The sequence below is a fragment of the Lutibacter sp. B1 genome, from assembly GCF_012524075.1.
Classification (GTDB): domain Bacteria; phylum Bacteroidota; class Bacteroidia; order Flavobacteriales; family Flavobacteriaceae; genus Lutibacter.
The window spans coordinates 31,739-57,492 of sequence record NZ_JAAZUI010000012.1; the positions used below are offsets into that span (position 1 = coordinate 31,739).

A 25,754-nucleotide genomic window follows, 5' to 3' on the forward strand; every position below is an offset into this window, starting at 1 on the left:
TTACCCTTGAGTCACAAAATTAATTAAAATCATTAGTATTTCAACAATGAAAAAAATTATAATTTCATTTTTCGCAATTATACTTTTAGTTGCCTGCAAAAATGAACCTCCATATATTGTTAAGATTGAAGGAAAACAACTTCCTGTAAATGAAGATATTAATTCAAAAAATGAGATTGAAGAATATATAAAACCTTATAAAGAAAAGGTTGAAAAAGAAATGAGTACAGTTTTAAGCTATACACCAATTGAATTAAACAGAATAGATGGAGAACTTGAAAGCTCTTTAGGAAATTTATTGGCCGATATGTGCTACCAAAGAGCAAATCCTGTATTTAATTCAAGAACCGGTAAAAATATTGATTTTGCAATGTTTAATTACGGTGGCATCCGATCCGGAATTTCACAAGGTAATATTACCGTAGAAAATGCTTTTAATTTAATGCCGTTTGAAAACACGCTAGTTGTAGTTGAACTTACTGCCGAAAAAATTAAAGAACTTGTTAATTATCTTATACTTGCAAAAAGAGCTCACCCAATTTCTAAACAACTAAATCTAGCTGTTAAAAAAAATGGATATACACTAAAAATTAACAGTAAAACTATTGATGATACTAAAACCTATTTTGTGTTAACTTCTGATTATTTGCAAAATGGTGGAGACCGTATGGATTTTTTTAAAAATCCTGTAAACCTTTACACGCTCGACTATAAAGTACGAAATGCCATTATTGATTATTTTAAAGAAACAGATACTGTTAAAGTTAAATTAGACGGCAGATTACGTAATGAAAAGTAATATTATGAAAAGAAGAAATTTTATACAAAAATCAACAGCTGTAACTGCTTTTTTAACTTTAGGCGGATTTTCATTACAATCTTTTGCTGAAAAAAGCACCAAACATATCACTATTTTACATACTAACGATGTACATAGCCATATTGAACCTTTTCCAATAAATGACTCACGTTACCCAAATCAAGGAGGTGTTGCTCGTAGAGCTACATTAGTTGAAAGCATTCGAAAAGAAAATCCGAATACCTTATTATTAGATGCCGGTGATATTTTTCAAGGTACACCTTATTTTAATTTTTATGGAGGTGAACTTGAATTTAAATTGATGAGTATGCTAAATTACGATGCTGCCACCATTGGTAATCACGATTTTGACAATAGTATTGATGGCCTTTATGCTCAATTACCACATGCTAAATTCGATTTTTTATCAGCTAATTACAACTTTAAAAATACAGTACTAGACACACATGTTAAACCGTATAAAGTTTTTGTAAAAGAAGGAATTAAAATAGGTGTTTTTGGACTGGGAATTGAACTTAAAGGTTTAGTTGACCCTAAAATGTATAAAGAAACTAAATATTTGGATCCAATAGAAATTGCTCAAGACATTACCCAAACTTTAAAAGTTGATGAAGATTGTGATTTAATAATTTGTTTATCACATTTAGGCTACAATTACAAACAAGAACATCAAAAAATTGGAGATTTAACTTTAGCATCTAAAACCAAAGATATCGATTTAATTATTGGTGGTCATACACACACATTTTTACCAAAACCAACAGTTACAAAAAATATTGTTGGAGAAAATGTATTGGTTAATCAAGTTGGATGCTACGGAATTAATTTAGGCAGAATTGATTTTTATTTTGATAAAGATTACAATAAGGCAAGTAAAGGAAAAAGTATAATTGTTTAAAACAACTGATATAGAAAATGCGTATAGAAACCGATTTAAAATTGGGCTTTAAAGATGTTATGATCCGCCCAAAAAGATCAACATTAAACTCAAGAGCCGAAGTAACATTAGATAGAGATTTTACTTTTTTACACAGTAAATACCAATGGAACGGAGTTCCTATTATGGCTGCTAATATGGATACCGTAGGAACTTTTGAAATGGCAAAAGCTTTAGCAAACCACAAACTATTTACTGCAATTCATAAACATTACTCGTTGCAAGAATGGAAAACTTTTATGCAATCTGTTAATGAAGAATTTATGGATTATATTGCTGTGAGTACAGGTACCGGAAGTACTGATTCTGAAAAGTTAACCGCTATTTTTAATCAAAGTCCACAATTAAAATTTATTTGTATTGATGTTGCCAACGGCTATTCCGAACACTTTGTAAACTTTTTAAAAAGAACACGAGAACAATATCCTGATAAAATTATTATGGCAGGAAACGTAGTTACAGGTGAAATGGTTGAAGAATTATTATTAGCCGGAGCAGATATTGTTAAAGTTGGTATTGGTCCGGGATCTGTTTGTACTACACGTGTTAAAACAGGTGTTGGTTACCCTCAACTTTCTGCAATTATTGAATGTGCAGATGCAGCACATGGTTTAGGCGGTCAAATTGTTTCTGATGGAGGATGCAAAATCCCCGGTGATATAGCCAAAGCATTTGGTGGTGGTGCCGATTTTGTTATGTTAGGCGGTATGTTTGCCGGACATAATGAAAGCGGAGGTGAAACTATTGAAATTAATGGCGAAAAACATAAACAATTTTATGGTATGAGCTCTGAAACAGCGATGAATAAGCATGTAGGTGGTGTTGCAGATTACAGAGCTTCCGAAGGTAAAACTGTACAAATACCTTATCGTGGTGAAGTTGAAAATACAATACAAGATATTTTAGGCAGTTTACGCTCAACATGTACTTATGTTGGTGCAAAACGTTTAAAAGAACTAACTAAAAGAACTACTTTTATTAGAGTTCAGGAACAGCATAACGAAATTTTTTCAAAATAAAATTACCATAATCATAATATTCAAAAGCTTTCTTAAAAAATAAGAAAGCTTTTTTGTTATAAGCAAATATGATATTTTAATTTAAATTATGTGTTTCAAACTCTTTGATTCCAAAATCATTGAACGGAAAATTAAATACTGAGCCAATATATAAGTAACCATTACCAAAACTTCAAATAAATGTGTTGAATGATAAAATTTATTAATTGCTAATGTAGCATCAGAAATAATAAAAACCAATGCTCCTAAAAACATAAAAAGCGATTTTGCAGATGTTGTATTCAAATAATCTAACAAAGAAACCATTCCAAATATTGAAATTGTTAAACCATAAACAATAACAGGCAACAGCATATCACCAAGTGAATTTTTTAAGGTTAAAATCAGAGTCAATAAAAATAATAAAAATGGAATTGTAGAGATTATAACTTTTAAAAGTGTTGAATTTTGAATGCGATTCAGTACAATTTTTATAAAAAGAAAATGTGCCAGTAAAAATGAAACCAAACCTACTATAAAATACATTTCACCTTTGTACATTAAAAAAACATCTCCTAAAAAACATAGTAGTAAGGCTAAAATATACAACTTGTATTTCTTATCTACTTTTAAAACATACATAACAATAAGAGACAGCAGTATAAATGGTTTAGAAAAATGAATAAGCGTTTGATTATTAAAAATAATTCCTGCTACGTCTAAAACAGAAAATAAGAAAAATAAAAAAGTTGCAATTTTAATTTTACTCATAGTTAATTAGTCCCAAGTTGGTAAAATACATTGTTTATCTAACTTTTTCAACAAAGGATTAATTCCGTCAATTAAACTTTGTTGCATTACTTTAGAATCATCTTTATGGCATTGTAAACAAGCACCAACTAAAAGCAATTGTTGTTGTTCTTTAACAGTAAAAGGTCTAAAATCTGTCCTGGTAGAGTTTACTACATCTTTACCAACTTCAATTAAAAATGGTACCCAAGCATCTTCCGGTAAATTATCATTTGGATTGTTTGCATATTCCGGGGTAAACTCCCATTTTCCTTCTCCATTTGCTATACTATAAATTAATTCACCTTTGCCATAACCTAAAGTTGCTGAATTTGAATGGCACGATTTGCAATCTCTAACTTTTTTTATGGTAGTATGTGGCGAATTTGGTGCATACAATCTATGAAAAGAAACATCTTCGCCTATTTCTTTACCATGATAACTTCCTTTATCAATAGTCAAAATCATACCGGGAACTGCCGGTTCAATATGTTTTCCTTCATTATTTTCACGAACTCCCATTGCTGGTAGCGATGATGAAAACTCAGCCACAAATTCTTTCCATTGCCCTTTTCCGTATTTTTTATCCAATAAATCAAAAGCTCTAGGCTCGTTTTTATCAAACTCGTTATGGCAACCAATACAACGTGAAGTCCATGATGAATGACACGTTGAACAACTCACATTTTGATGTGCGTTATCACGTGAACAAATTTCAGATTGAGGCTTTAACTCGTGTAATTTACCATCTTTCTTTCCTATTAAAAACGCATTTCCTAATGAATCAACAAACGTATTTACCAATGGATGTCCGTCTTTTTCAACAGCAATAATTGGTTTATTCGTATGCTTATACTCTCTATGTGTAAAAACCAATAAACTTTCAATATCTAAAGAATCGTACGGAATTGTAGTTGGTTTATTTTTAAAATGACAGTCTGAACATTGCAATTTAACCACTTGTTCTTCATGGGCATATTGTTTTCCATCACCCATAACTTCATGAGATGAATGGCAATCAATACACAACAAACCTTTGGTATGATGTACATCTTCCTCAATATACTTATACACTCTTTTATCTTCTAAAACTCTATACCCTTCTATAGTGTTAATTTCACCTTCATCTAAAAGTGTTTCTTGCCAACCCTCATAATTAGTTGAAATTCTACTCGATCGGCTATGACAACCAAAACAATGCTCGTTAGTTACAAATACATCTGTTGAAGGATGAAATTTCGGAAGTGTTTTTTTATCCGATTTTAGATATTCAGCTAAATCGTTTTTAGAATTTTCCGAATAATTTAAATGACAAGCATTGCAACCTCCTCCTCTACTTAACTGATTAATAGCTCCAAATTCTTTTTTTTCTGCGCCTAAATGGCAGTTAGCACATAAATCTCGTAAATGTTTATCGGAAGCAGAGTATTGAATATCTTTAATATGATAATGATAATTGGGAGAATCAGCTTCTCCAAAAATATATTTATCAACTGCTACAATACCACTATTAGTTGTCATTAAAGAATTTTCTATTTTGTGAAGCTCATTTGGATGACACTTCCCACAAGTTTCTTTAGCATCAGATAAATTTCCCGGAATTAGAACCATTCCCTTATGAGATTCTTCCATATCTAACGTATTGGTTTGCCCTAAATGACAGCTTGCACAACCAATTAACTCGGGATTATGATATTTAGAAAACCCTTTTGTATTTTGATGACATACCAAACAAGATTCTTTATCACCACTTTCAACTTTGGTATATTCATCATCTGTAATAAAACTGGTATCAAAAGAATTTTTATTCTTTAAAAAAAACAAAGTAATGATTATTAAACCAATCACTAAAAAAAGCCACAATCTAGAATCTTTTATTTTCATAAAAATGTTTCAAACAAATTTACAACATTTTAAAAAAGTATTTACAATTATACCAACTACAAAAAAATATTTTTAGGATATAAACAGAAAATTAAAACAATTATATAGTGATTTTTTTTATTTAAAATGATTATTAAGTGTAACCAATGTTACCTTACGATATTGGTATTTATGACATTTATCATAATCTAAACTTTAACGAGTAAATACCTTTACGTCAGAAATAAATTAATAAACTTATGACTACTTCAAGAAGAAAATTTATAAAAATTTCTGCTTTAGGTTTAGGTGGTGTAGCAGCTTCTACAACTGCACTAAATATGTTTGGCGCAAATTCATATTTAGACGAGTTGGTTAAAGAAAATATTGCTAAAAAATTCAAGAGAACCCCTACCTATTGCGAAGTTTGTTTTTGGAAGTGTGCTGCTTGGACCTATACAGATGAAGAGGGAGCAATTAAAAAAATTATAGGTAATGATGATGATCCACATTGTTACGGACGTTTATGCCCTAGAGGTACTGGCGGAGTTGGTATGTATAATGATGAAGACCGACTAAAAACACCTTTAATTAGAACCACCGTAAATGGTGAAGAAACTTTTAGAGAAGCTAGTTGGGATGAAGCCCTAGATTTGATAGCCTCAAAATTTAAAAATATAAAAGAAACCTATGGTGCTGAATCATTTGCTCTTATTAAACACGGAGCACCTGGAGCACACTTAGAACACTTATTTAAAGCTTATGGGTCAGACACCATTGCCGAACCGGCTTATGCGCAATGTAGAGGACCACGTGAAACTGGTTTTGCTTTAACTTTTGGATCATGGGTAGGTTCACCAGAACCAACTGATATAAGAGACACCAAATGTTTGGTGCTTATTGGTTCGCATATAGGTGAAAACATGCATAATTCACAAGTTCAGGAAATGTCTGACGCTATTGATAATGGAGCTACTATTATTACTGTAGATCCAAGATTTTCAACTGCAGCCAGTAAATCTAAATTTTGGTTACCAATAAAACCGGCTACTGATATTGCATTAATGCTTTCTTGGATGAATGTTTTAATTGAAGAAGACATTTATGATAAAGAATATATTAAAAAATACGCTACCGGTTTTGATGAATTAAAAAATCATGTAAGTCAATATACTCCTGAATGGGCATACGGAATAACCGGAATTAAACCTGAAGAAATTAGAGAAACTGCAAGAGCAATGGCACATGCAGCACCTTCTGTAATTATACATCCCGGACGACATGTTGTTTGGTATGGTGATGATTCTCAAAGAGCTAGAGCAATGGCAATTTTAAATGCTTTATTAGGTTCTTGGGGACGTAGAGGAGGTTTCTACTTTAAAGAAAGTATAAAAGTTCCTAAATACCCACATCCTGAATTCCCGGAACCAAAATGGGGTTGGAAAGAAATTGGAGCTAAATATCCTTTAGCTCAAATGGGAATTACAACTGAAGTTTTACAAGCGGCATTACCAAGTGAAAATAATGAATATCCTGTAAAAGCAATGATGATTGCCGGTACAAATATTACTAAGTCTATTCCTAATAAAAAATTATTGGAAGAAGCAATTGATGCTTTAGAGTTTTTGGTAGTAATTGACACTATGCCAATGGACGTTACCGGTTATGCTGATGTTGTTTTACCTGAATGTACTTATTTAGAACGTTACGATGGTATTCGATCTGCAACAAACAGAGAGCCTTCCATAGCTGTTAGAGTTCCTGCAGTTGAACCAAAATACGATTCAAAACCAGTTTGGTGGATTTCTAAACAAATTGGAGAACGTTTAGGTTTAGGTGAATACTTTAATTATGATGATTTTAAAGAAGTGATAGATTGGCAATTGAAAAAAATGGGAACTTCTTTAGAAGAAATGGAAAAAATTGGCGTTAAAAATTTTCCTCGTACATCCGGACCACTTTATTTAAATGAAAATGAAACTTATACATTCCCTACTGCAAGTGGTAAAATCGAATTATATTCACATGAATTAAAAAACTTAGGCTTTGATCCAATGCCTAATTATACTAAACATCCGGAACCACCTCAAGGTTTTTACAGATTAAATTATGGTAGAGCTCCTATGCATACTTTTAGTAGAACAGCTAATAACCCTAATTTAAATGATTTGAAAAGTGAAAATAATCTATGGGTAAATCCAAAAGTAGCACGAATACTTGGTTTAAAAACAGGTCAAGCAGTATGGTTAAGAAATCAAGATGATGTTACTTCAACTTTTTCAATAAAAGTGAGAATTACAGAAAGAGTTCGTTGGGATTCTGTATATATGGTTCATGGTTTTGGACACGATAATAAAAAATTGAGCCGAGCTTATGGAAAAGGTATTAACGATACTCAATTAATTTCAAAAGTAGCAATTGATCCTATTATGGGAGGTACTGGTATGAGAGGAAATTTTGTAACAATTTTAACTGAAAACCCACATAAAAATATTGAGATATGAGATATGCAATGGTAATTGACACTTTAAAATGTGTTGGATGTAGCGATTGTGTAGTTGCTTGTCAAACAGAAAACGATGTCCCAATTGGGTATTGTAGAGATTGGATTACAGAAACCGTAAATGGTGCATATCCAAATATCGAATTAGAATTAAAATCTGAACGTTGTAATCATTGTGAAAATGCTCCTTGTGTTAGATGTTGCCCTACGGGTGCAAGCCATATAATTGATGGAGGTATCGTTTTAGTAACAGCTGATGAATGTATTGGTTGTGGTGCATGTATAGAATCTTGTCCTTACGATGCACGTTTCCAACATCCTGATGGATATGTAGATAAATGTACATTCTGTCATCATAGATTAGAAAAAGGACAACTACCTGCTTGTGTTTCAGTTTGTCCAACAAAATGTATGTATTTTGGAGATTTAGATAATCCTAACAGTGAAGTTTCACAATTATTAAAAAACAGAAAACATAAAACATTAGCTCCTGAAGCAGGAACTAATCCTCATGTTTTTTATTTAATTTAAAAATTTAAATTATGCAAGAAGAATTATTTACAAGCGGACGTAATATTCCAAATATTGACCCATCACTAAATATTTGGCATTGGCCCATTTCAGTATATTTATTTTTAGGAGGTTTAGCAGCAGGACTATTATTTTTTGCAGGATTAGTAACTTTATTAAATAAAGAAAAAGATTATCCTACTACAGTAAAATATGCATCATTAGTATCTCCAATAGCTTTAACTTTAGGATTGTTGGCTTTATTTTATGACCTAACTCATAAATTTTATTTTTGGAGACTGTACACAACTATAAGATTAGAATCTCCAATGTCTTGGGGAGCTTGGGTTTTACTTATAATTACACCATTATCCTTTTTATGGGTATTTAGTTATTATTCTGAAGTATTTACAAAATGGCCTTTGAAATATGATTTTTTAAAGAATTTAGAGCGTTTTTTAAGTAAAAATAGAAAATATATAGCAATGGCTTTAGTTCCTTTATCAATAGTATTAGGAATTTATACAGGTATTTTATTATCTGCCTTTAACGCAAGACCATTATGGAACAATGCTATTTTAGGGCCTTTATTTTTAACATCAGGACTATCAACAGGAGCAGCAACTATTATTTTATTAACTAAAAATGCTAAAGAAAAACACTTATTCAGTAAAATAGATTTAGTATTGATAATTATAGAATTAGGCCTTATTGTACACATGATTATGGGAATGTATGCAGGCTCACAAGTTCAATTGGAAGCTATGGAATTATTGGTAGGTGGCGAATTTACTCTAATGTTTTTTGGCTTTGTAGTACTACTTGGTTTATTAATACCTGCAATTTTAGAATTAACTGAAATAATAGGTTATAAAATTCCTGTGGCAATACCTGCTATTCTTATATTAATTGGAGGATTGGTATTTAGATTTGTTATGGTAGAAGCCGGACAAATAACTCGTTACCTTTATTAAAACAACATAAATCATGAATTTAGAAAATCAAAATAAACACACATATTGGAATCCATATTTTGGAGGATTTCTATTCGGTTTAGTCATCATATTCACTTTTTATATGACTGGTAGAGGTTTAGGAGCAAGTGGAGCCATGAAAAGTACTGTTGTTGCAGTTGTAGATACCGTAGCACCTACACATGCCGAAAATAATGAATATTACAGCAAATTTATTAGTGAAGATAAATCGCCTCTTGATACTTGGTTAATTTTTGAAGTAATAGGTGTATTACTTGGTGCATTTATATCTGGAGGATTATCAGGCAGAATAGGTTGGAGAGTTCAACATTCACCAAAAATAACATCAAAAAGAAGACTTATTTTCGCTTTAATTGGTGGTATTTTGTTTGGACTAGGAGCTCAAATTGCTCGTGGTTGTACTAGTGGTGCCGCTTTAAGTGGCTTAGCTGTTCTTTCAACAGGAGGTATAATAACTATGTTAGCTATATTTGGAACAGCTTATTTAGCAGCATATTTTTTTAGAAAAAACTGGATTTAATTAATTAAAACAACATATATGGGACCTTTAATTCCAAACGGTATAATTCCAATAGAATGGGATAGCATAATTGCAATTTTAATAGGTATAGCCTTTGGGTTTATACTTGAATCTTCAGGATTTTCTTCTTCCAGAAAGCTTGCAGGTGTATTTTACGGCTATGATTTTGCGGTATTAAAAGTATTTTTTACAGCAGGTATTGTAGCATTAATCGGTATTTATTATATGGATTATTTAGGATTTTTAGACGTAGCTCAGCTATACGTTCATCCAACATATTTATGGGGTGCAATAATTGGTGGTGTTATTATGGGAGTAGGATTTGTGGCCGGAGGTTTTTGTCCCGGCACAAGTTTATGTGCAGTAGCAATTGGTAAAATTGACGCAATAATATATGTGTTAGGTATCATGATAGGTGTATTTATTTTTTCTGAATTTTACCCTCTTTTTGATGAATTATACACAGGCTCTTTCTTAGGAAATATAACACTCGTAGATTCTTTGGGTGTATCGCCATATTGGCTTATATTTATTTTCGCAATAATCGCAATAATTGCTTTTGTAGTTGCAGATTTTGTTGGAAAAAAAATAAAAAAAGTATTTTATTAATTAAAACTATAAATAAATGATTAATAGAAATTTAGTAAAAGTTTTATCTTTTAGATATCCAATTATAGCAGCTATATTTTTAATTCTTGCCGGTGGTTTAGTATTATTACCTAAATATGAAAAACAAAAGGGAATAGCACCACAAGAATTATTAAATAAATCAACTAGTCCGGAAAGATATATTTCAACAGACCAATTAGCCGATATCATCATAAATCAAGATCCTTCTTATATATTTGTTGATGTTAGAGATGAAGAAAGTTTTAACAAATACACTTTACCAAACGCAGTTAATATACCTCTTAAACAATTATTTGATGAAGATTTAGTTATGTACTTAAATCAAGATCAATTTGATGTTGTTCTTTTTTCTAATGATAATTTTTATGCAGATCAAGCATGGATACTTTGCAATCGTTTAAAATATAAAAACCTTCATGTTTTAAAAGGAGGATTAAACGAGTGGTATAATACAATTATAAACCCGCCTTTTCCTAATGAAAATATGCCGGCTCAAGATTTTGAATTGTTTTCTGCAAGAAAAGCTGCAAGTATGTATTTTGGTGTAGCATATCCGGAACAAGCAAAAAAAGAGGTTAAAGCCCCAATAAAAACAGCACCTAAAAAAATAGTTCCTGTTAAAAAGAAAAAGAAAATGCCTGTTGAGGGTGGTTGTTAATTTTCAACTATTATAAAATAACATTTATGAAAGAATTAGAAAAAACCAAAAGGTTATCGATTGCAGCAGTAATTTCAATATTGGTGGTATTAATTGGTCTGTTAACTTTTAAAAGACCAAAAATTGTTTACAATGTAAATGCTGCAACTACCATAGAAAAAATTACAAATCCCGATTATTTAATCTCTTTAAATAACATTAATAATCCTGATTATATTTTAATTGATGTTAGAAACAAATTTGAGTTTGATAGAGGTCATTTGGAAAATGCAATTAATATTGATGCTTCTGAAATTTTAGAAGATGAGAATTTGAAAATTTTTAATGAGTTAAAAAAAGATAACAAAACAGTGTTATTATACGGTAAAAATCCAAATGAGGCTATTCCGCCTTATATGCTTCTTTATCAATTGGGCTTTGACAATCTCAAAATTCTAACTGTAGAGAATAGTTACCAACAAAATAAACTTGTTACAAAAAATATAGAAATTGAAAAATCTGTTGCAGATATCAATGCTTTTATTCAGGAATCTATAAAAAAAGCTGAAGTACAACCTAAACCACAACCTAAGGTAGTAAGTACTCCAAAAAAAATAGTTCCTGTTAAAAAGAAAAAGAAAATGCCTGTTGAAGGCGGTTGTTAGTTTTAATTATTTTAAAAAGCTGTTTTAAATTTAAAACAGCTTTTTTTTATGAAATTAACAAAATTTACATCTAAAAATTGCTAAAAATTCCACGAAACCACTCCCGTAAATCTAAACTCATGTTTCTGTTTCATTAAACATCAAAAATATTTAAGATAAAAACATCTTTATATCTACCTTAACTATCTGTTTTTCTGATACTTACATGTGTAACAAAAGTTACTAAAAAGAACAAATATATATTGGTTTTTACATGATAAATGTCATAAAAACAGCATTTATCCGTGACTAACTTTAATAGTGAAAACAACATTATTTATTTACTATTAATAATTTAACAAAATGAAAAAATTAACATCATATTTAGTATTACTTTTTATAGCTGCTACAATATTTAGTAGTTTTAAAAACACAGAAAAACAAACAAACGAACCTTCTTCAGAATTTGAACTTTTAGTTCAATATTTAGAGGAAAACGGAAACTTCATTAACAGCACTTCTGCACCGGCAATAATTCAACCAGAAGAAATTAAAAAGAATCTTAAAAATAAAAAATATTTAGTATTAGATATAAGAAGTGAAAGCTGGTTTGAATATGCTCATATCCAAAATGCTGTAAATATTGAAGGTTCTGAAATACTTAACTATTTTGAAACAGAAATTGATCCTTCAAAATTTGAAAAAATTACCATAGTATGTTACTCAGGTCAATCTGCAGCATATTATACAAGTCTTCTAAGATTATATGGTTATGATAATGTATATAATTTAAAATGGGGAATGAGCTCTTGGAATGAAGAACTTGCAGAAAATATTTGGATTAAAAACTCAAAAAGCGACTATGTAAATGACCTTGAAACAACTGCCAATCCTTTACCTGAAAAAGGAGCATTTCCAGTGTTAGAAACCGGTAAAACTGAAGCTAAAGACATTTTAAAAGAACGTGTAAAATTAGCTTTTGAAAAACCTTATAAAGAATTTATAGTTAAAGCTGATAGTGTATTTCAAAGTCCTTCAGATTTTTATATTGTTAACTATGTAGATGAAGAAAAATACAACTTTGGACATATTAAAGGTGCTGTTAGATATGAACCAAGTTCATCTTTAGCACCTACAACAGATTTATACACTTTACCAGCTGATAAAAATATTGTAGTTAATTGTACAACAGGACAATCTGCAGCTTATGTTGTTGCTTATTTAAACGTGTTAGGCTACAACGTTTCAAACTTAGCTTACGGATCAAACAGTTATATGAATTCAGTTTTAACTGAAAAAGGTTGGGATGGTTTCTCTACCGATGAAATTAAAAATTACCCAGTAATAGAATAAAAAGACCTCAAAGTCATAATTAAACAAACCTAAACAAAATAAAATCATGAAAAAAATATCATTATTACTAATAGGATTATTATTAGTTCCAACGCTTTTCTTAACATCATGTGATGAAGGTGATGATATTGGAGTAGATGTAGCTCCCTCCTTTACGTTAATGAAAGATTATCTAATTAATAATAATTTAGATATAGATAAAATCGTTAAAAATACTGATGGCGCAATGTTTGTTGCCGGTGCACCTGCTGAAGCAGATTTACAAACATTTTTAGACAAATATTATATAATTGACATTAGAAGTGCTTCAGATTATGAAAAAGGACATATTCAAGGTGCAAAAAATGTGGCCTTTGGTAATATTTTAGATGAAGGTGCTGCAGCAGGAAGTAAACCCGTTTTAGTTGTTTGTTATACCGGACAAACTGCTTGTTATGCAACAGCTTTAATGCGCATGTATGGTTATACAGATACACAAGCTTTAAAATGGGGTATGTCTGGATGGAATGAAACTACCGCAGGCTCATGGAATAATAATATTGGAAATGAAGCTGATGGCCATGCAAATTGGACTTATGGAGCAGAACCTTCAAAACAAGTATTTAGTGATCCTTCAATTAGTAGTTTATCAACTAGTGGAGCTACAATTGTAAACAACAGAATAGAAGATGTTGTTGCAGAAGGTTTTAAAACCGTAAAAGGTACTGATGTACTAAATTCGCCAACCAGTTATTATATCAATAATTATTTTTCTGCTACTGATTATGCTTCATTTGGCCATATAGACGGATCTTACAGAATTAACCCATTAACATTAGCTGACAATAGTTATAAAAATTTAGATCCTTCGGCTAAAGTAGTAACTTATTGCTATACAGGTCAAACTTCAGCAGTAGTAACAGCTTGTTTAAGAGTATTAGGCTATGATGCTTATAGCTTAACTTTTGGTGTAAATGGTTTATACAATTCAAATTCTGCTTGGGCATCTAACCAATGGGGAGGCGATAGTAATCCAAAAAATTTACCGTTAGTAGTTAACTAAAATCTATATCTATAAAATAAGTAATAATCTTAAAGCCCTAAAAAATTACATCAAATGCTAAATACTTAAATATTTAATGATGTTTTTTATACCAATAAGTAATACAAATTTTTTAGGGCTTTTTATAAAATAAAAAAAATGAGAACAAAATTAATTATCCTTTTTACGTTAATATTCGTTTTTCAAATTAACGCAACTTTTGCTCAAGGATGTGAAGATACACCTCCTCCTACAAAAAAGACAAAAAAAGCTGATAGTGATGAGGTTACATATCCTACAGTAACAGTTTTTGGATATTTTCAACCTCAGTACAACTACTACTCGGGTGATATTGAAGATGAAAACACATTTAATTTCAAAAGAGCCAGATTTGGTATTAGAGGTAGAGTAAGCGAAGATTTTTCATACTATGTTATGGTAGAAACAAGCGATTTTATTTCTTCTGACGGTGATGTTTATCTAATGGATGCATTTATAACTTATGATAAATATGATTGGTTAAAAGCATCATTAGGTTCTTTTAAACAACCTTTCGGACTTGAAGTTACAACTGCATGTCACGGTTTAACAACAATAAACAGATCAATTGTTGCTGATCAATTAGTAGCACCTCAAAGAGATTATGGTTTAATGTTATTAGGTAAAGACCCTTCTAAAAAATTCAGCTACTCATTGGCTTTAATGAATGGTAGAGGTTTAGGCACAAAAGATAATAATGAGAAAAAAGATTTTATTGGTAGATTAACTTATAAATTCTTTGATTTTGTTGAAGTTGGTGGTAGTTTTAGATATGGATACCCTAACAATCAAGATGATGACCGAACAACATTTGGTGGAGATGTAGTAGTAACTTATAAAGGTTTAAAAGTACAAAGTGAATATATTCATGATGAAGGTGATTACAACAGAGCTGCCGGTGGTGGTTGTGGATCTACTCCTGTAGAACTTGGAGAAAAAAGACAAGGTGCTTATGTAATGGCTTCGTATGATGTAAATGAAAAATTTCAACCTGTATTTAAATACGAATATTTTGATGCTGATACCGATATTAAAAAATTAGGTTATCAAGAAATGATGACCATCGGTATAAATTATTTCTTTAATAAATCTACAAGATTACAAATAAACTATCAAGACAATATTGAAGGAGGAAGTTATGACAATGCCCTATTAATGCAAATGCAAGTTAAATTCTAAGCAATAAATAATTAAATTTATTAATAAAAAAACTCTTGGTAGGTACCAAGAGTTTTTTTAATGTCTTTTTTTGTATTTTTGTAAAACACCGTTTTTTACAATTAAATAAATAAGATATGACTGGCGATAAAGAAATTATAAGGGAAAAATTGAATGATTATTATTCTGAAATTTTTGAAAAAGAACTTATTGATGAAATTGTAAGTATTGCTAAATACAAAACAATTCCTGCCGGTGGAATTTTAATTGATATTGGAGATAATATGACACATGTTCCTTTAATTTTAGAAGGCGCTGTTAAAATTATTAGAGAAGATAAAAATGGTGATGAAATTGCTTTATACTTTTTAGAAAAAGGTGATACTTGTGCAATATCTTTTATCAATTGTATTAACAGAAGTAAAAGCATGTTTAGAGGCGTTGTTGAAAAAGATACAGAAGGTGTTTTTGTACCGGTAGAAAAAGTTGATGAATGGCTTAAAAATTATGAATCTTGGCGACATTTTATTATTGACAGTTATCACATTCGTTTAATTGAAATGGTTGAGTCTATAGATTGTTTGGCCTTTATGAAGTTAGATAACAGGTTGCTTAAATATTTAACCGATAAAGTACAGATTATGAAAGATAATACATTGGTTATTACACATCAAGAAATTGCCGATGATATAAATACTTCGAGAGTTGTTGTTTCTCGTTTACTTAAACAACTGGAAAACGAGGGGAAAATTAAAATTAGAAGAAATAAAATTATTATTGATAGTATCTAACACTATTTTAACTTATTACTATACCAATGACAGCAAACCAAACATTAATACAAGAAAAATTAAACAGCTACTTTTCTACAATATTTGAAAAGAAACTTATTAAAGAAATTATAAACATTGGTGTATTCAAAACAATAAAAACAGGAGATTCACTAATAAACATTGGCGATCAAATGACGCACATTCCATTAATTTTAAATGGAGTTATAAAAATTATACGCGAAAATGATCATGGCGATGAAATTGCTCTTTATTTTTTAGGAGAAGGAGATACTTGTGCAATCTCAATAATGAACTGTATCAATAAAAAAGACAGTATTTTTAAATGTATAGCTGAAAAAGACTCAGAAATAATACTTATTCCTTTTGAAAATGTATTAAAATGGTTTAAACTATTTGATACTTGGAGTTATTTTATTTTAAACAGTTATCATGAAAGATTATATGAAATGGTTGACTCCATTGATGGCTTAGCTTTTACCAAACTTGATGAACGATTACAAAAATATTTAACTGAAACCGTTAAAGTAATGGAATCTCATGAATTAAATATTACACATCAAAAAATAGCTGATGATCTTAATACTTCAAGAGTTGTAATTTCAAGATTGCTAAAACAATTTGAACACGAAGGAAAAATTGAATTGCTGCGCAATAAACTAATTGTAAAAGTATTTAACTAATCATTTTTAAATACTCAATTTCTGAAATAATTGGTACTCCTAAGCTTTCTGCTTTAGTTCTTTTACTTGGTCCCATTTTATCTCCTGCAACTAAATAATCAGTTTTTTTAGATATTGAACTTGCAACTTTACCTCCATTATCTTCAATAGATTTTTTTAAATCATTTCTGCTAAATTCAGTAAAAACTCCAGAAACTACAAACGTTTTACCTTGTAAAATGTTTGTTAAATGTTGTAAATCTTTTTCTGAAATCTCCAATTGAACTCCATAAGATTTTAACCTTTCAATAAGTTGAATATTTACTAAATTATTAGAAAAATTGATGACACTTTCAGCTATTTTATCTCCAATTTCATCAACTGATATCAATTGTTCAAAAGTTGCATTCAATAAATTATCAATAGATTTAAAATGTTTAGCCAGTTTTTTTGCAACCGTTTCACCAACATACCTGATTCCTAAAGCAAACAAAACTTTTTCAAAAGGAATTTCTTTTGATTTTTGAATGCCTAAAACAATATTTTGAGCCGATTTTTCTGCCATTCTTTCTAATGGTATAATTTGATCTTCCTTTAATTCATATAAGTCTGCATAATTATGAATTAATCCTTCTTTAAATAACAACTCAATGGTTTCGGCTCCTAACCCATCAATATCCATTGCTTTTCTACTAATATAATGCTGAATTCGACCTGTAATTTGAGTTGGACAACCATATTCATTAGGGCAATAATGTTTAGCATCTCCTTCATTTCTAACCAATAAAGTATCACAATCCGGACAACGAGTTATATATTCAGTCGGAATCGAATTTAAAGGTCTTTTACTTAGATCTACCCCAACAATTTTAGGTATGATTTCACCACCTTTTTCAACAAAAACAGTATCACCTACTCTAATATCCAATTTTTCAATTTGATCAGCATTATGTAATGATGCCCTTTTAACAATAGTTCCTGCCAATTGTACAGGCTCTAAATTTGCTACCGGCGTAATTGCTCCTGTTCTTCCAACCTGGTATGTTATTTCGTTTAAAACTGTACTTCCCTGTGCTGCTTTAAACTTGTAAGCAATTGCCCAACGAGGAGATTTTGCTGTATATCCTAATTCATCTTGTTGTTCTAAAGAATTTACTTTAACTACAATTCCATCAGTCTCATAAGGTAATTCAAAACGTTTTGTATTCCATTTTTCAATAAAATCAAAAACCTCTTCAATTGAATTACAAACTTCAATGGCTTTAGGTATTTTAAATCCTAATTTTCTGGCATATTCTAAAGTTTCAAAATGTGTTGGTTTTATATTTTTATCAGAAACTACATGATACAATAAACAATCTAACGGTCTTCTTGCTACTTCTGCACTATCTTGTAGTTTTAAACTTCCACTCGCTGTGTTTCTTGGATTACTATAAGGGTCTTCTCCAGCTTCAATACGCTCTTCATTCATTTTTTTAAATCCATCAAGAGGTAAAATTATCTCACCTCTAATTTCAAAACTATCAATATTTTTTTCATTTAAAATTAATGGAACAGATTTTATAGTTTTTATATTGGTAGTTACATCATCTCCTTGAAAACCATCTCCTCTAGTTACTGCCCTCACTAATTTAGAATCTTCATACGTTAAATTAATAGAAGCTCCATCGTATTTTAATTCACAGGTATAATTTATATCATCAGTTCCTAAAAGTTTTTGAATGCGCTTTTCCCAATCTAATAAATCTTCTTTTGAATATGAATTATCTAAAGAGTACATCCTATTTTTATGAACAACCGTTTCAAAATTTTTGGTTATTTGTCCTCCTACTCTTTGTGTTGGCGAATTAGGGTCGAACAAATGCGGATTTTCTTCTTCAAGTATTTCTAATTCTTTAAGTTTTACATCAAACTCGTAATCTGAAATTGTTGGATTATCTAACACATAATAATTATAATTATGCACTCTTAACTCCTCTCTTAATTGTTCAATTTTTTGTTCAATATTACTTGGCATACCTATTAATTTCAACGCTAAAAATAAGTATATTTTTTATAATTCTCATCAATTTATACTTACTTTCAAATTTGTTTTCAAACAAAAAAACAATACAACTTTAGCACTAATCTTTTTTTACGGATGAATATAACTGTAGGAATATCTTAATTGATTTTAGATATGCTTACCTCACATATTTTCAATTAAACAGATTTACTGAAATTTAATTAACTAATTTTTAACATAATACATGAAACAATACATCAAATAGTGCGTCTTTATATAAAGACAATTATGAAAACTATAACAATATTAAAAGGATATTATAATTATTTGAATTAGTTAATAGTACCCTTTAAAAAAGCCTCTTAACTTGCATTTAGAGGCTTTTTGTTTTAATTTAAAATATAATAAAACTAATTTTAAGTAGCATTTACTAACTGATATTTCATTAAAATTATGCCAAGAATTACTTTAACTATATTCATTTTTTGTATGTGTTATGCAAATGGTTTTGCAGACAACATTAATAATATAGTTTTTCCAAAGGCAGAAATTTTAAACAAATATACAGCAAGAATACCTTTTAAACTCATAGATCATTTAATTGTTGTTGAAGCCGAAGTGTTAAATAAAAAAGGAAATTTTATAATAGATACAGGCTCTCAAAATCTAGTACTTAATAAAGTGCATTTTCCATTACAGTATACTTTAAATAAAAAAAACAATAAAACTTCAGGAGTAATCCGGATTATTGACGATCCGCTTGAAAAAAAACTTAGTGAATTTAAATTACAAAACTTTAGTTTAAAAGATCAAAATTCTGACATAATAGATTTATCTCATATAGAGAAAACCAAAAAGATGAATTTATTAGGAATAATTGGGTACAGTATCTTAAAAGAGTATGAGGTTTTTATTGATCTTCATTTAAATCAAATTACTTTAACTAAAACCGATAAACAGGGTAACAAATTAGATTCTAAAGTTTATCTGGAGAAAATTGTAGATAGTATCGATTTTAAATTGAAAAAACATACTATTGTAATTAATGGAGTTGTTAATAATCAAAAAGTTAAACTTGGATTAGATACTGCTGCTGAGTTTAATCAGATAAACAAAAGCGTGAATAAAAAAGTGCTAAAACAATTTTTTCCAAAAAAACGAATTAATTTAGTAGGTGCTAGCAATAAAAAAATAGAAGTTATGGCAGGGAATTTGTTTAACTTAAAACTGAGCGAAACCATATATTTTGGACCTATGAAAACTGTTTTAACAAACCTTAGTAAAATGTATGAAGTATATGGAACATCACTTGATGGTGTTTTAGGTTATGAATTTTTTAAATATAAAAGAACCATAATTAATTATCAAAAAGAAAAACTTTATTTTATAGATTATCCTCGTATTAGACAGTGAAAAAAATAATAGTACATAGTATCAATTTCTTATTTCTTTTTATAAGCTTATATGCTTTCGCCCAAAACGAAACACATAAAGGCTACAGAATTGAAGGTGATGAAATTGTATTTACTTTTAATAAAAGTGATTATAAAAAAATTACATCTGATGGCTTTGGTAACAAACAAGATTTTGATGATTTAAAAATAGACAACGTAGTAGTTTCAGGTAAATTCAACAATTGGTCTAAAAACAAATGGAGAATGGCCAAAGTTAATAACAACACTTACGAACTAAGAAAAAAACTTAGCGATTTTACCGATGAGTTTTCATGGGAGTTCAAATTTGTAATAAATAATTATTACTGGGCTGAACCTTCTAAAGATGATATAAATATAACCAGAGCTACAAAAGATGGATTTTATCTAAATACTTATAATCTACATTTTTTAACAAACTATCCTGACAAAAATGGAAATGCTCATTTTAAACTCAAAGGGTATAAAAACGCTAAAAAAGTGATACTTTCCGGCACATTCAACAGATGGAATGAAGAATTATTTAAAATGAATAAAACCGAAGAAGGCTGGGAATTAACATTGCTATTAAAACCGGGTGAATATGAGTATAAATTTATAGTAGATGGTAATTGGATGGAAGATCCAGATAATCCGCTAAAAAAACGTAACGAATTTAATGGTTTTAATTCATTAATTAATATAAATAAATTGATAACATTTAAACTCGACAATCATTTAAATGCAAAAAAAGTTATCCTCTCAGGGTCATTTAACAATTGGGATGAAAATAATTACTCAATGCTTAAAACAAAAAGCGGGTGGGAATATAGTATCAAGCTTAGTGGTGGAAAACATCATTATAAATTTATTGTTGATGGGAATTGGATTGTAGACCCTAAAAATTCAGTAAAAGAATATGATTATGATGGCAATATTAATTCTGTATGTATAATTAAATAAAAAAACACCTAAAAAGGTGTTTTTTTATACTATTCTAAATTGATTTTTGTAAAAACGAGAGTGTAATTTTTACCAACGCATAATAACACTTCCCCACGTAAATCCACTACCAAATGCAGCTAAAACTACAAGGTCATTATCTTTTATTTTACCTTGTTCCCAAGCTTCTGTAAGTGCTATAGCTATAGAAGCAGCTGTTGTATTTCCATACTTCATAATGTTATTAAAAATTTGATCGTCAGACAATCTAAATTTCTTTTGAACAAATTGTGAAATACGTAAATTAGCTTGGTGTGGAATAAACATATCAATATCCGTATCCTTTAAACCATTACTTTGCAAGCCTTCCATAATTACTTCTGAAAAACGAACAACTGCATTTTTAAATACAAATGTACCATTCATATATGGGAAATACGACTCGTCATTTTCATCATTAGCTTCCAAAATTTCAGGTACCCAATGTCTAATACTTGGAGCCAATACGGTTAATTCTTCAGCATGTTTACCTTCAGAATGCAAATGAGATGATAAAATACCTTTTGTATTGTCTTCAGTTCTACTTAAAACAACCGCTCCTGCACCATCGCCAAAAATTACCGAAACACCTCTACCTCTTGTTGTCTTATCTAAACCACCAGAGTGAAATTCTGAACCAATAACCAACACATTTTTATACATTCCGGTTTTTATAAATTGATCAGCTACAGAAAGCCCATAAATAAAACCTGAACATTGGTTTCTAACATCAAGCGCACCAATAGTTTTCATATCAAGCATTTCTTGTACTTGAACTCCACAACCTGGAAAATAATAATCCGGACTCAATGTTGCAAAAACAATAAAATCTATATCGTCTTTTGTAAGCCCCGATCTCTCAATTGCAATACGAGCAGCCTTAGCTCCCATAACTGCTGAGGTATCTTCACTTCCCTCTGTAATCCATCTTCTTTCTTTAATACCTGTTCTTTCTTGAATCCACTCATCACTAGTTTCCATAAATTTGGTCAAATCTTCATTTGTCACAATATTGTCCGGAACGTAATAACCAAGACCTGTAATCTTCGAATTGTACATAAATTTTAATATTTGTTATAAAAAATCAAACATACTAAAAACTTCATATTTCCACAACATTTAAATTATTAATATATCAATTTTCAATAAAGATAAAACTTCTTTTTTACGAATATGCTTATTTTCCTAAAAAATTATGTCATAATGTCACAGTTACAAGTTTGGTATTTTTTTTGACTAAACAAATACATTAAATTATAAATTAAAAAAAATAAAAAATATGGCAACTGGAAATATTAATGTAACGGCAGAAAATATTTTTCCTGTTATTAAAAAATTCTTGTATTCTGATCACGAAATATTTTTACGTGAATTAATTTCAAACGCAACCGATGCTACTTTAAAGCTAAAACACCTTTCTACTTTAGGAGAAATTAAAGGAGATATTGGTAACCCAATAATTGAAGTTAAAGTTGATAAAGACAAAAAGGAAATTAGAATTATTGACCAAGGAATTGGTATGACTAGTGAAGAGGTTGAAAAATACATTACTCAAATTGCTTTTTCCGGAGCTGAAGAATTTGTAAAACAATACAAAGACAAAGTAGAAGATTCTGGAATTATTGGTCATTTTGGTTTAGGTTTTTACTCTTCTTTTATGGTAGCCGGCAAAGTTGAAATTTTTTCAAAATCGTTTAAAGAAGGATCAAAAGCAGTACGTTGGGAATGTGATGGAAGTCCACAATATATAATAGAAGAAACTTATAAAACAGACAGAGGAACTGAAATAGTTTTACATATTGATGATGATTCAACTGAGTTTTTAGAAGAACATAAAATCACAGAGCTTTTAAATAAGTATAATAAATTTATGCCTATTCCAATTAAATTTGGAACTCGCGAAGAAACATTGCCTTTACCCGAAGATGCAGATAAAGAGGCTAAACCTGAAAAGATTACTGTAGATAATATTGTAAACAATCCAAACCCGGCTTGGACTAAAAACCCAAGCGATTTAAAAGATGAAGATTATAAAGCTTTTTATAGAGAATTGTACCCAATGCAATTTGAAGAACCTTTATTTAATATTCATTTAAATGTTGACTATCCTTTTAACTTAACAGGAATTTTATATTTTCCTAAACTAAATAAAAATTTAGATCCAACTAAAGACAGAATTCAACTATATCAAAATCAGGTTTTTGTAACTGATAATGTTGAAGGTATTGTGCCAGACTTTTTACAAATGCTACGTGGTGTTATTGATTCACCGGATATTCCTTTAAACGTTTCACGTTCCTATTTACAAGCGGATGGTGCGGTTAAAAAAATATCAAGTTACATTACAAGAAAAGTAGCCGATAAACTAATTAGTTTATTCAAAAATGACCGTAAAGGTTTTGAAGAAAAATGGGATGATATTAAAGTTATTATTGAGTACGGAATGCTTTCTGAAGAAAAATTCTTTGAAAAATCTGACAAATTTGCATTGTACCCAACTGTAAATAAAGAATATTTTACTTTTTCTGAATTAGAAGAAAAAATAAAACCACTTCAAACAGATAAAGACGATAAACTGGTAATTTTATATGCTTCAAATGAAAAAGCGCAACACAGTTATATTGAAGCTGCTAAAGAAAAAGGTTACGAAGTTTTATTGTTAGATTCTCCAATTGTTTCTCATTTGCTTCAAAAACTAGAAACTTCTAAAGAAAATATACACTTTACACGTGTTGATGCTGATCATATTGATAATTTAATTAAAAAAGACGAAGATAAAATCAGTAAACTTTCTGATGAAGAAAAAGAAACATTAAAACCAATTATTGAAGAAATTATTCCTAAAGAAACATATACTGTTCAAATGGAGTCTATGGATTCAAGTGCAAATCCGTTTATTATTACACAACCAGAATTTATGCGACGTATGAAAGAAATGCAAGCTACAGGTGGTGGCGGATTTATGGGAATGGGAAATTTCCCTGAAATGTATAATTTAGTAGTTAATACCAATAACGATTTGGTTGTTGAAATTTTAAACACTAAAACCAAAAAGAAACAAGAACGTTTAATAAAACAAGCTTTTGATTTAGCTAAATTATCTCAAAACCTATTACATGGCGAAGAGTTAACTAATTTTATTAAACGTAGTTTTGAAATGATAAAATAGTTTATCGCTATAAAACTTTAAAAAAGCCTTAACACTTGTTAAGGCTTTTTTAATTATTTTTACACTGAAAATTAGCATTTTAAAATAATTGGCATTTTTTTTGCGAGCTGTTACATTAAATTTAAAGTATGAAAAACTTACTTAAAATAGCACTTTTTATTACCACAATATACTTATTGCCGGTAAATTCATTTTCACAAATTGATAGTAGCAAAACTGCAAAAAAACCACAAGAAATTGATAATGAACTAACTACAGTTAAAAGTAACAATCAATTAAATGCAAAATCTTTAAATACAAAAGTACCTAACAGTTCTAATATAGATCTAAATTCGAACAATAAACTAAATGAAAATGCTGTTGTAGAACAATTGAAAAAGAGCAATACTAATTCGAATAATTCAAACTTTTTAATGGAAACTTTACCAGAAGATAGAGATATTATAGGTAAAAAATATTGGAAAGGTCAAGATGTAACCAATAAAAGATTAGAAAGTAATTTAGGTTTAGGAACTATTTACAGCACATCAAAAACAGTTAGAATAGAATGTAGAGACCATAGCTATGTTGATGGAGATATTATTAAAATTTTTATAAATGAAAAACCTATTGATTCTAAAATTGCTTTAAAAGGAAATTATTATGTGCTTTACGTTAATTTAGAGCAAGGTTATAATAGAATTGATTTTCAGGCTATGAATCAAGGATTATCTGGTCCAAATACTGCCGAACTGAATGTTTATGACGATAAAGGGAATTTAATTTCTGCTAAAGAATGGAATTTACCAACCGGTTATATTGCTACACTAGGAATAATTAAAAAATAATTTTTTAATATGATTTTAGCTGCTTCAGGAGTTATTTTACAAGAAAAAAAAATTCTACTGTTACAACGTTCAAATTACACACAAAATTATCCCGGCTATTGGGGTTGCCCCGGAGGCAGAGCTGAAAAAGGTGAAACAGCCGAGCAAAATGTTATACGAGAAGTAAAAGAAGAATGTAATTTAGATTTTACACCAACATCTATATTAAAAACCGGTATTTGGCAAGACAGGGAATACTACAGATTTTTAGGTAAATGGAGCGGAACTATAAAAGTACAAGAAGAAGAAGTTATTGATTTTAACTGGTTTACATATAATGAAGCTATAAAATTGAACCTTTCTTTTGATTATAGAGATGTGATAGAACTTCTATATACAAAAAACTTGCTGTAATATAATTATTAAAACAGCAGATATACCTTAAAAATAGTTTTCCTAATTTTAGAACAATTAAAAGTGTAACTTTTGCTTTTTAGCTTCGTCTTTAATT

The 25,754-nt window shown here is 29.6% G+C and carries 24 protein-coding genes; 20 read left to right on the forward strand and 4 right to left on the reverse strand.

Annotation, left to right across the window (positions count from 1 at the left end; translation table 11 throughout):
• Nucleotides 1–46 precede the first annotated feature (46 nt).
• The 3 genes from HGB55_RS08440 to HGB55_RS08450 are packed head-to-tail and all read left to right on the forward strand — an operon-like array spanning nucleotide 47 to nucleotide 2,776.
• Complete coding sequence (locus tag HGB55_RS08440; RefSeq protein WP_168816457.1) at nucleotides 47–799, forward strand: 5'-nucleotidase C-terminal domain-containing protein; 753 nt, start codon at nucleotides 47–49, stop codon at nucleotides 797–799.
• Nucleotides 800–803: 4 nt separating this feature from the next.
• Nucleotides 804–1,718, forward strand: coding sequence for a bifunctional UDP-sugar hydrolase/5'-nucleotidase (locus HGB55_RS08445; RefSeq protein WP_168816458.1), 915 nt, complete (start codon nucleotides 804–806; stop codon nucleotides 1,716–1,718).
• 17 nt (nucleotides 1,719–1,735) lie between these two features.
• Nucleotides 1,736–2,776, forward strand: a complete 1,041-nt coding sequence (locus tag HGB55_RS08450) for a GMP reductase (protein WP_168816459.1) — start codon at nucleotides 1,736–1,738, stop codon at nucleotides 2,774–2,776.
• A gap of 81 nt (nucleotides 2,777–2,857) precedes the next feature.
• Here the strand turns inward: HGB55_RS08450 and HGB55_RS08455 are convergent, their stop codons facing one another.
• On the reverse strand, nucleotides 2,858–3,526 hold the full coding sequence (locus HGB55_RS08455; RefSeq protein WP_168816460.1) for a lysoplasmalogenase: 669 nt from the start codon (nucleotides 3,524–3,526) through the stop codon (nucleotides 2,858–2,860).
• 6 nt (nucleotides 3,527–3,532) lie between these two features.
• Nucleotides 3,533–5,428: a hypothetical protein gene (locus HGB55_RS08460; RefSeq protein WP_168816461.1), complete on the reverse strand. Its 1,896-nt coding sequence runs from the start codon at nucleotides 5,426–5,428 to the stop codon at nucleotides 3,533–3,535.
• Between the two features lie 239 nt (nucleotides 5,429–5,667).
• Here HGB55_RS08460 and HGB55_RS08465 point away from each other — a divergent pair, with 239 nt between their 5' ends.
• The 12 genes from HGB55_RS08465 to HGB55_RS08520 all read left to right on the forward strand — a co-directional run bounded on the left by HGB55_RS08465 (nucleotide 5,668) and on the right by HGB55_RS08520 (nucleotide 16,891).
• Nucleotides 5,668–7,911 (forward strand): molybdopterin-dependent oxidoreductase, encoded by a 2,244-nt coding sequence (locus tag HGB55_RS08465; RefSeq protein ID WP_168816462.1) that lies wholly within the window; start codon nucleotides 5,668–5,670, stop codon nucleotides 7,909–7,911.
• Nucleotides 7,908–8,441 (forward strand): 4Fe-4S dicluster domain-containing protein, encoded by a 534-nt coding sequence (locus HGB55_RS08470; RefSeq protein ID WP_168816463.1) that lies wholly within the window; start codon nucleotides 7,908–7,910, stop codon nucleotides 8,439–8,441. The genes HGB55_RS08465 and HGB55_RS08470 overlap by 4 nt, the downstream gene beginning before the upstream one ends.
• Before the next feature lie 11 nt (nucleotides 8,442–8,452).
• Nucleotides 8,453–9,394, forward strand: a complete 942-nt coding sequence (nrfD, locus tag HGB55_RS08475; RefSeq protein ID WP_168816464.1) for an NrfD/PsrC family molybdoenzyme membrane anchor subunit — start codon at nucleotides 8,453–8,455, stop codon at nucleotides 9,392–9,394.
• Nucleotides 9,395–9,407: 13 nt separating this feature from the next.
• On the forward strand, nucleotides 9,408–9,935 hold the full coding sequence (locus HGB55_RS08480) for a YeeE/YedE thiosulfate transporter family protein (protein ID WP_168816465.1): 528 nt from the start codon (nucleotides 9,408–9,410) through the stop codon (nucleotides 9,933–9,935).
• A gap of 18 nt (nucleotides 9,936–9,953) precedes the next feature.
• Nucleotides 9,954–10,544 (forward strand): YeeE/YedE thiosulfate transporter family protein, encoded by a 591-nt coding sequence (locus HGB55_RS08485; protein WP_168816466.1) that lies wholly within the window; start codon nucleotides 9,954–9,956, stop codon nucleotides 10,542–10,544.
• 16 nt (nucleotides 10,545–10,560) lie between these two features.
• Nucleotides 10,561–11,223 carry a rhodanese-like domain-containing protein gene (locus tag HGB55_RS08490; protein ID WP_168816467.1) on the forward strand — a complete coding sequence of 221 codons (663 nt, stop codon included), beginning with the start codon at nucleotides 10,561–10,563 and terminating at the stop codon, nucleotides 11,221–11,223.
• A 26-nt stretch (nucleotides 11,224–11,249) separates the two neighbouring features.
• A complete protein-coding gene (locus tag HGB55_RS08495; RefSeq protein WP_168816468.1) occupies nucleotides 11,250–11,867 on the forward strand; it encodes a rhodanese-like domain-containing protein in 618 nt (205 codons plus the stop codon).
• 342 nt (nucleotides 11,868–12,209) lie between these two features.
• A complete protein-coding gene (locus HGB55_RS08500; protein ID WP_168816469.1) occupies nucleotides 12,210–13,199 on the forward strand; it encodes a rhodanese-like domain-containing protein in 990 nt (329 codons plus the stop codon).
• 46 nt (nucleotides 13,200–13,245) lie between these two features.
• Nucleotides 13,246–14,241 carry a rhodanese-like domain-containing protein gene (locus tag HGB55_RS08505; RefSeq protein WP_168816470.1) on the forward strand — a complete coding sequence of 332 codons (996 nt, stop codon included), beginning with the start codon at nucleotides 13,246–13,248 and terminating at the stop codon, nucleotides 14,239–14,241.
• A 138-nt stretch (nucleotides 14,242–14,379) separates the two neighbouring features.
• Nucleotides 14,380–15,438, forward strand: a complete 1,059-nt coding sequence (locus HGB55_RS08510) for a porin (RefSeq protein WP_168816471.1) — start codon at nucleotides 14,380–14,382, stop codon at nucleotides 15,436–15,438.
• 116 nt (nucleotides 15,439–15,554) lie between these two features.
• A complete protein-coding gene (locus HGB55_RS08515) occupies nucleotides 15,555–16,208 on the forward strand; it encodes a Crp/Fnr family transcriptional regulator (RefSeq protein WP_168816472.1) in 654 nt (217 codons plus the stop codon).
• Nucleotides 16,209–16,234: 26 nt separating this feature from the next.
• Entirely contained in the window at nucleotides 16,235–16,891 is a 657-nt protein-coding gene (locus tag HGB55_RS08520; protein WP_168816473.1) for a Crp/Fnr family transcriptional regulator, read from the forward strand.
• On the opposite strand, the gene ligA is transcribed toward HGB55_RS08520, so the two are convergent.
• Nucleotides 16,884–18,887 (reverse strand): NAD-dependent DNA ligase LigA, encoded by a 2,004-nt coding sequence (ligA, locus tag HGB55_RS08525; protein WP_168816474.1) that lies wholly within the window; start codon nucleotides 18,885–18,887, stop codon nucleotides 16,884–16,886. The two genes, HGB55_RS08520 and ligA, sit on opposite strands and share 8 nt — an antisense overlap.
• 441 nt (nucleotides 18,888–19,328) lie before the next feature.
• On the opposite strand from ligA, the gene HGB55_RS08530 reads away from it, so the two are divergent.
• Both HGB55_RS08530 and HGB55_RS08535 read left to right on the forward strand, forming a co-directional pair.
• Entirely contained in the window at nucleotides 19,329–20,288 is a 960-nt protein-coding gene (locus HGB55_RS08530; protein WP_168816475.1) for a hypothetical protein, read from the forward strand.
• On the forward strand, nucleotides 20,285–21,250 hold the full coding sequence (locus tag HGB55_RS08535; RefSeq protein ID WP_168816476.1) for a hypothetical protein: 966 nt from the start codon (nucleotides 20,285–20,287) through the stop codon (nucleotides 21,248–21,250). Before HGB55_RS08530 ends, HGB55_RS08535 begins: the two co-directional genes overlap by 4 nt.
• A gap of 69 nt (nucleotides 21,251–21,319) precedes the next feature.
• Here the strand turns inward: HGB55_RS08535 and HGB55_RS08540 are convergent, their stop codons facing one another.
• Complete coding sequence (locus tag HGB55_RS08540) at nucleotides 21,320–22,327, reverse strand: 3-oxoacyl-ACP synthase III family protein (RefSeq protein WP_168816477.1); 1,008 nt, start codon at nucleotides 22,325–22,327, stop codon at nucleotides 21,320–21,322.
• Between the two features lie 220 nt (nucleotides 22,328–22,547).
• Here HGB55_RS08540 and htpG point away from each other — a divergent pair, with 220 nt between their 5' ends.
• The 3 genes from htpG to HGB55_RS08555 all read left to right on the forward strand — a co-directional run bounded on the left by htpG (nucleotide 22,548) and on the right by HGB55_RS08555 (nucleotide 25,657).
• Complete coding sequence (gene htpG / locus HGB55_RS08545) at nucleotides 22,548–24,437, forward strand: molecular chaperone HtpG (RefSeq protein WP_168816478.1); 1,890 nt, start codon at nucleotides 22,548–22,550, stop codon at nucleotides 24,435–24,437.
• Nucleotides 24,438–24,565: 128 nt separating this feature from the next.
• Complete coding sequence (locus HGB55_RS08550; RefSeq protein ID WP_168816479.1) at nucleotides 24,566–25,264, forward strand: hypothetical protein; 699 nt, start codon at nucleotides 24,566–24,568, stop codon at nucleotides 25,262–25,264.
• 9 nt (nucleotides 25,265–25,273) lie between these two features.
• Nucleotides 25,274–25,657 carry an NUDIX hydrolase gene (locus HGB55_RS08555; protein ID WP_168816480.1) on the forward strand — a complete coding sequence of 128 codons (384 nt, stop codon included), beginning with the start codon at nucleotides 25,274–25,276 and terminating at the stop codon, nucleotides 25,655–25,657.
• The last annotated feature ends 97 nt before the right edge of the window (nucleotides 25,658–25,754 follow it).

Coding starts and splice junctions, on each gene's coding strand:
- HGB55_RS08440 (WP_168816457.1), top strand. CDS start 47: ATGAAAAAAATTATAATTTCATTTTTCGCAATTATACTTTTAGTTGCC.
- HGB55_RS08445 (WP_168816458.1), top strand. CDS start 804: ATGAAAAGAAGAAATTTTATACAAAAATCAACAGCTGTAACTGCTTTT.
- HGB55_RS08450 (WP_168816459.1), top strand. CDS start 1,736: ATGCGTATAGAAACCGATTTAAAATTGGGCTTTAAAGATGTTATGATC.
- HGB55_RS08455 (WP_168816460.1), bottom strand. CDS start 3,526: ATGAGTAAAATTAAAATTGCAACTTTTTTATTTTTCTTATTTTCTGTT.
- HGB55_RS08460 (WP_168816461.1), bottom strand. CDS start 5,428: ATGAAAATAAAAGATTCTAGATTGTGGCTTTTTTTAGTGATTGGTTTA.
- HGB55_RS08465 (WP_168816462.1), top strand. CDS start 5,668: ATGACTACTTCAAGAAGAAAATTTATAAAAATTTCTGCTTTAGGTTTA.
- HGB55_RS08470 (WP_168816463.1), top strand. CDS start 7,908: ATGAGATATGCAATGGTAATTGACACTTTAAAATGTGTTGGATGTAGC.
- nrfD (WP_168816464.1), top strand. CDS start 8,453: ATGCAAGAAGAATTATTTACAAGCGGACGTAATATTCCAAATATTGAC.
- HGB55_RS08480 (WP_168816465.1), top strand. CDS start 9,408: ATGAATTTAGAAAATCAAAATAAACACACATATTGGAATCCATATTTT.
- HGB55_RS08485 (WP_168816466.1), top strand. CDS start 9,954: ATGGGACCTTTAATTCCAAACGGTATAATTCCAATAGAATGGGATAGC.
- HGB55_RS08490 (WP_168816467.1), top strand. CDS start 10,561: ATGATTAATAGAAATTTAGTAAAAGTTTTATCTTTTAGATATCCAATT.
- HGB55_RS08495 (WP_168816468.1), top strand. CDS start 11,250: ATGAAAGAATTAGAAAAAACCAAAAGGTTATCGATTGCAGCAGTAATT.
- HGB55_RS08500 (WP_168816469.1), top strand. CDS start 12,210: ATGAAAAAATTAACATCATATTTAGTATTACTTTTTATAGCTGCTACA.
- HGB55_RS08505 (WP_168816470.1), top strand. CDS start 13,246: ATGAAAAAAATATCATTATTACTAATAGGATTATTATTAGTTCCAACG.
- HGB55_RS08510 (WP_168816471.1), top strand. CDS start 14,380: ATGAGAACAAAATTAATTATCCTTTTTACGTTAATATTCGTTTTTCAA.
- HGB55_RS08515 (WP_168816472.1), top strand. CDS start 15,555: ATGACTGGCGATAAAGAAATTATAAGGGAAAAATTGAATGATTATTAT.
- HGB55_RS08520 (WP_168816473.1), top strand. CDS start 16,235: ATGACAGCAAACCAAACATTAATACAAGAAAAATTAAACAGCTACTTT.
- ligA (WP_168816474.1), bottom strand. CDS start 18,887: ATGCCAAGTAATATTGAACAAAAAATTGAACAATTAAGAGAGGAGTTA.
- HGB55_RS08530 (WP_168816475.1), top strand. CDS start 19,329: ATGCCAAGAATTACTTTAACTATATTCATTTTTTGTATGTGTTATGCA.
- HGB55_RS08540 (WP_168816477.1), bottom strand. CDS start 22,327: ATGTACAATTCGAAGATTACAGGTCTTGGTTATTACGTTCCGGACAAT.
- htpG (WP_168816478.1), top strand. CDS start 22,548: ATGGCAACTGGAAATATTAATGTAACGGCAGAAAATATTTTTCCTGTT.
- HGB55_RS08550 (WP_168816479.1), top strand. CDS start 24,566: ATGAAAAACTTACTTAAAATAGCACTTTTTATTACCACAATATACTTA.
- HGB55_RS08555 (WP_168816480.1), top strand. CDS start 25,274: ATGATTTTAGCTGCTTCAGGAGTTATTTTACAAGAAAAAAAAATTCTA.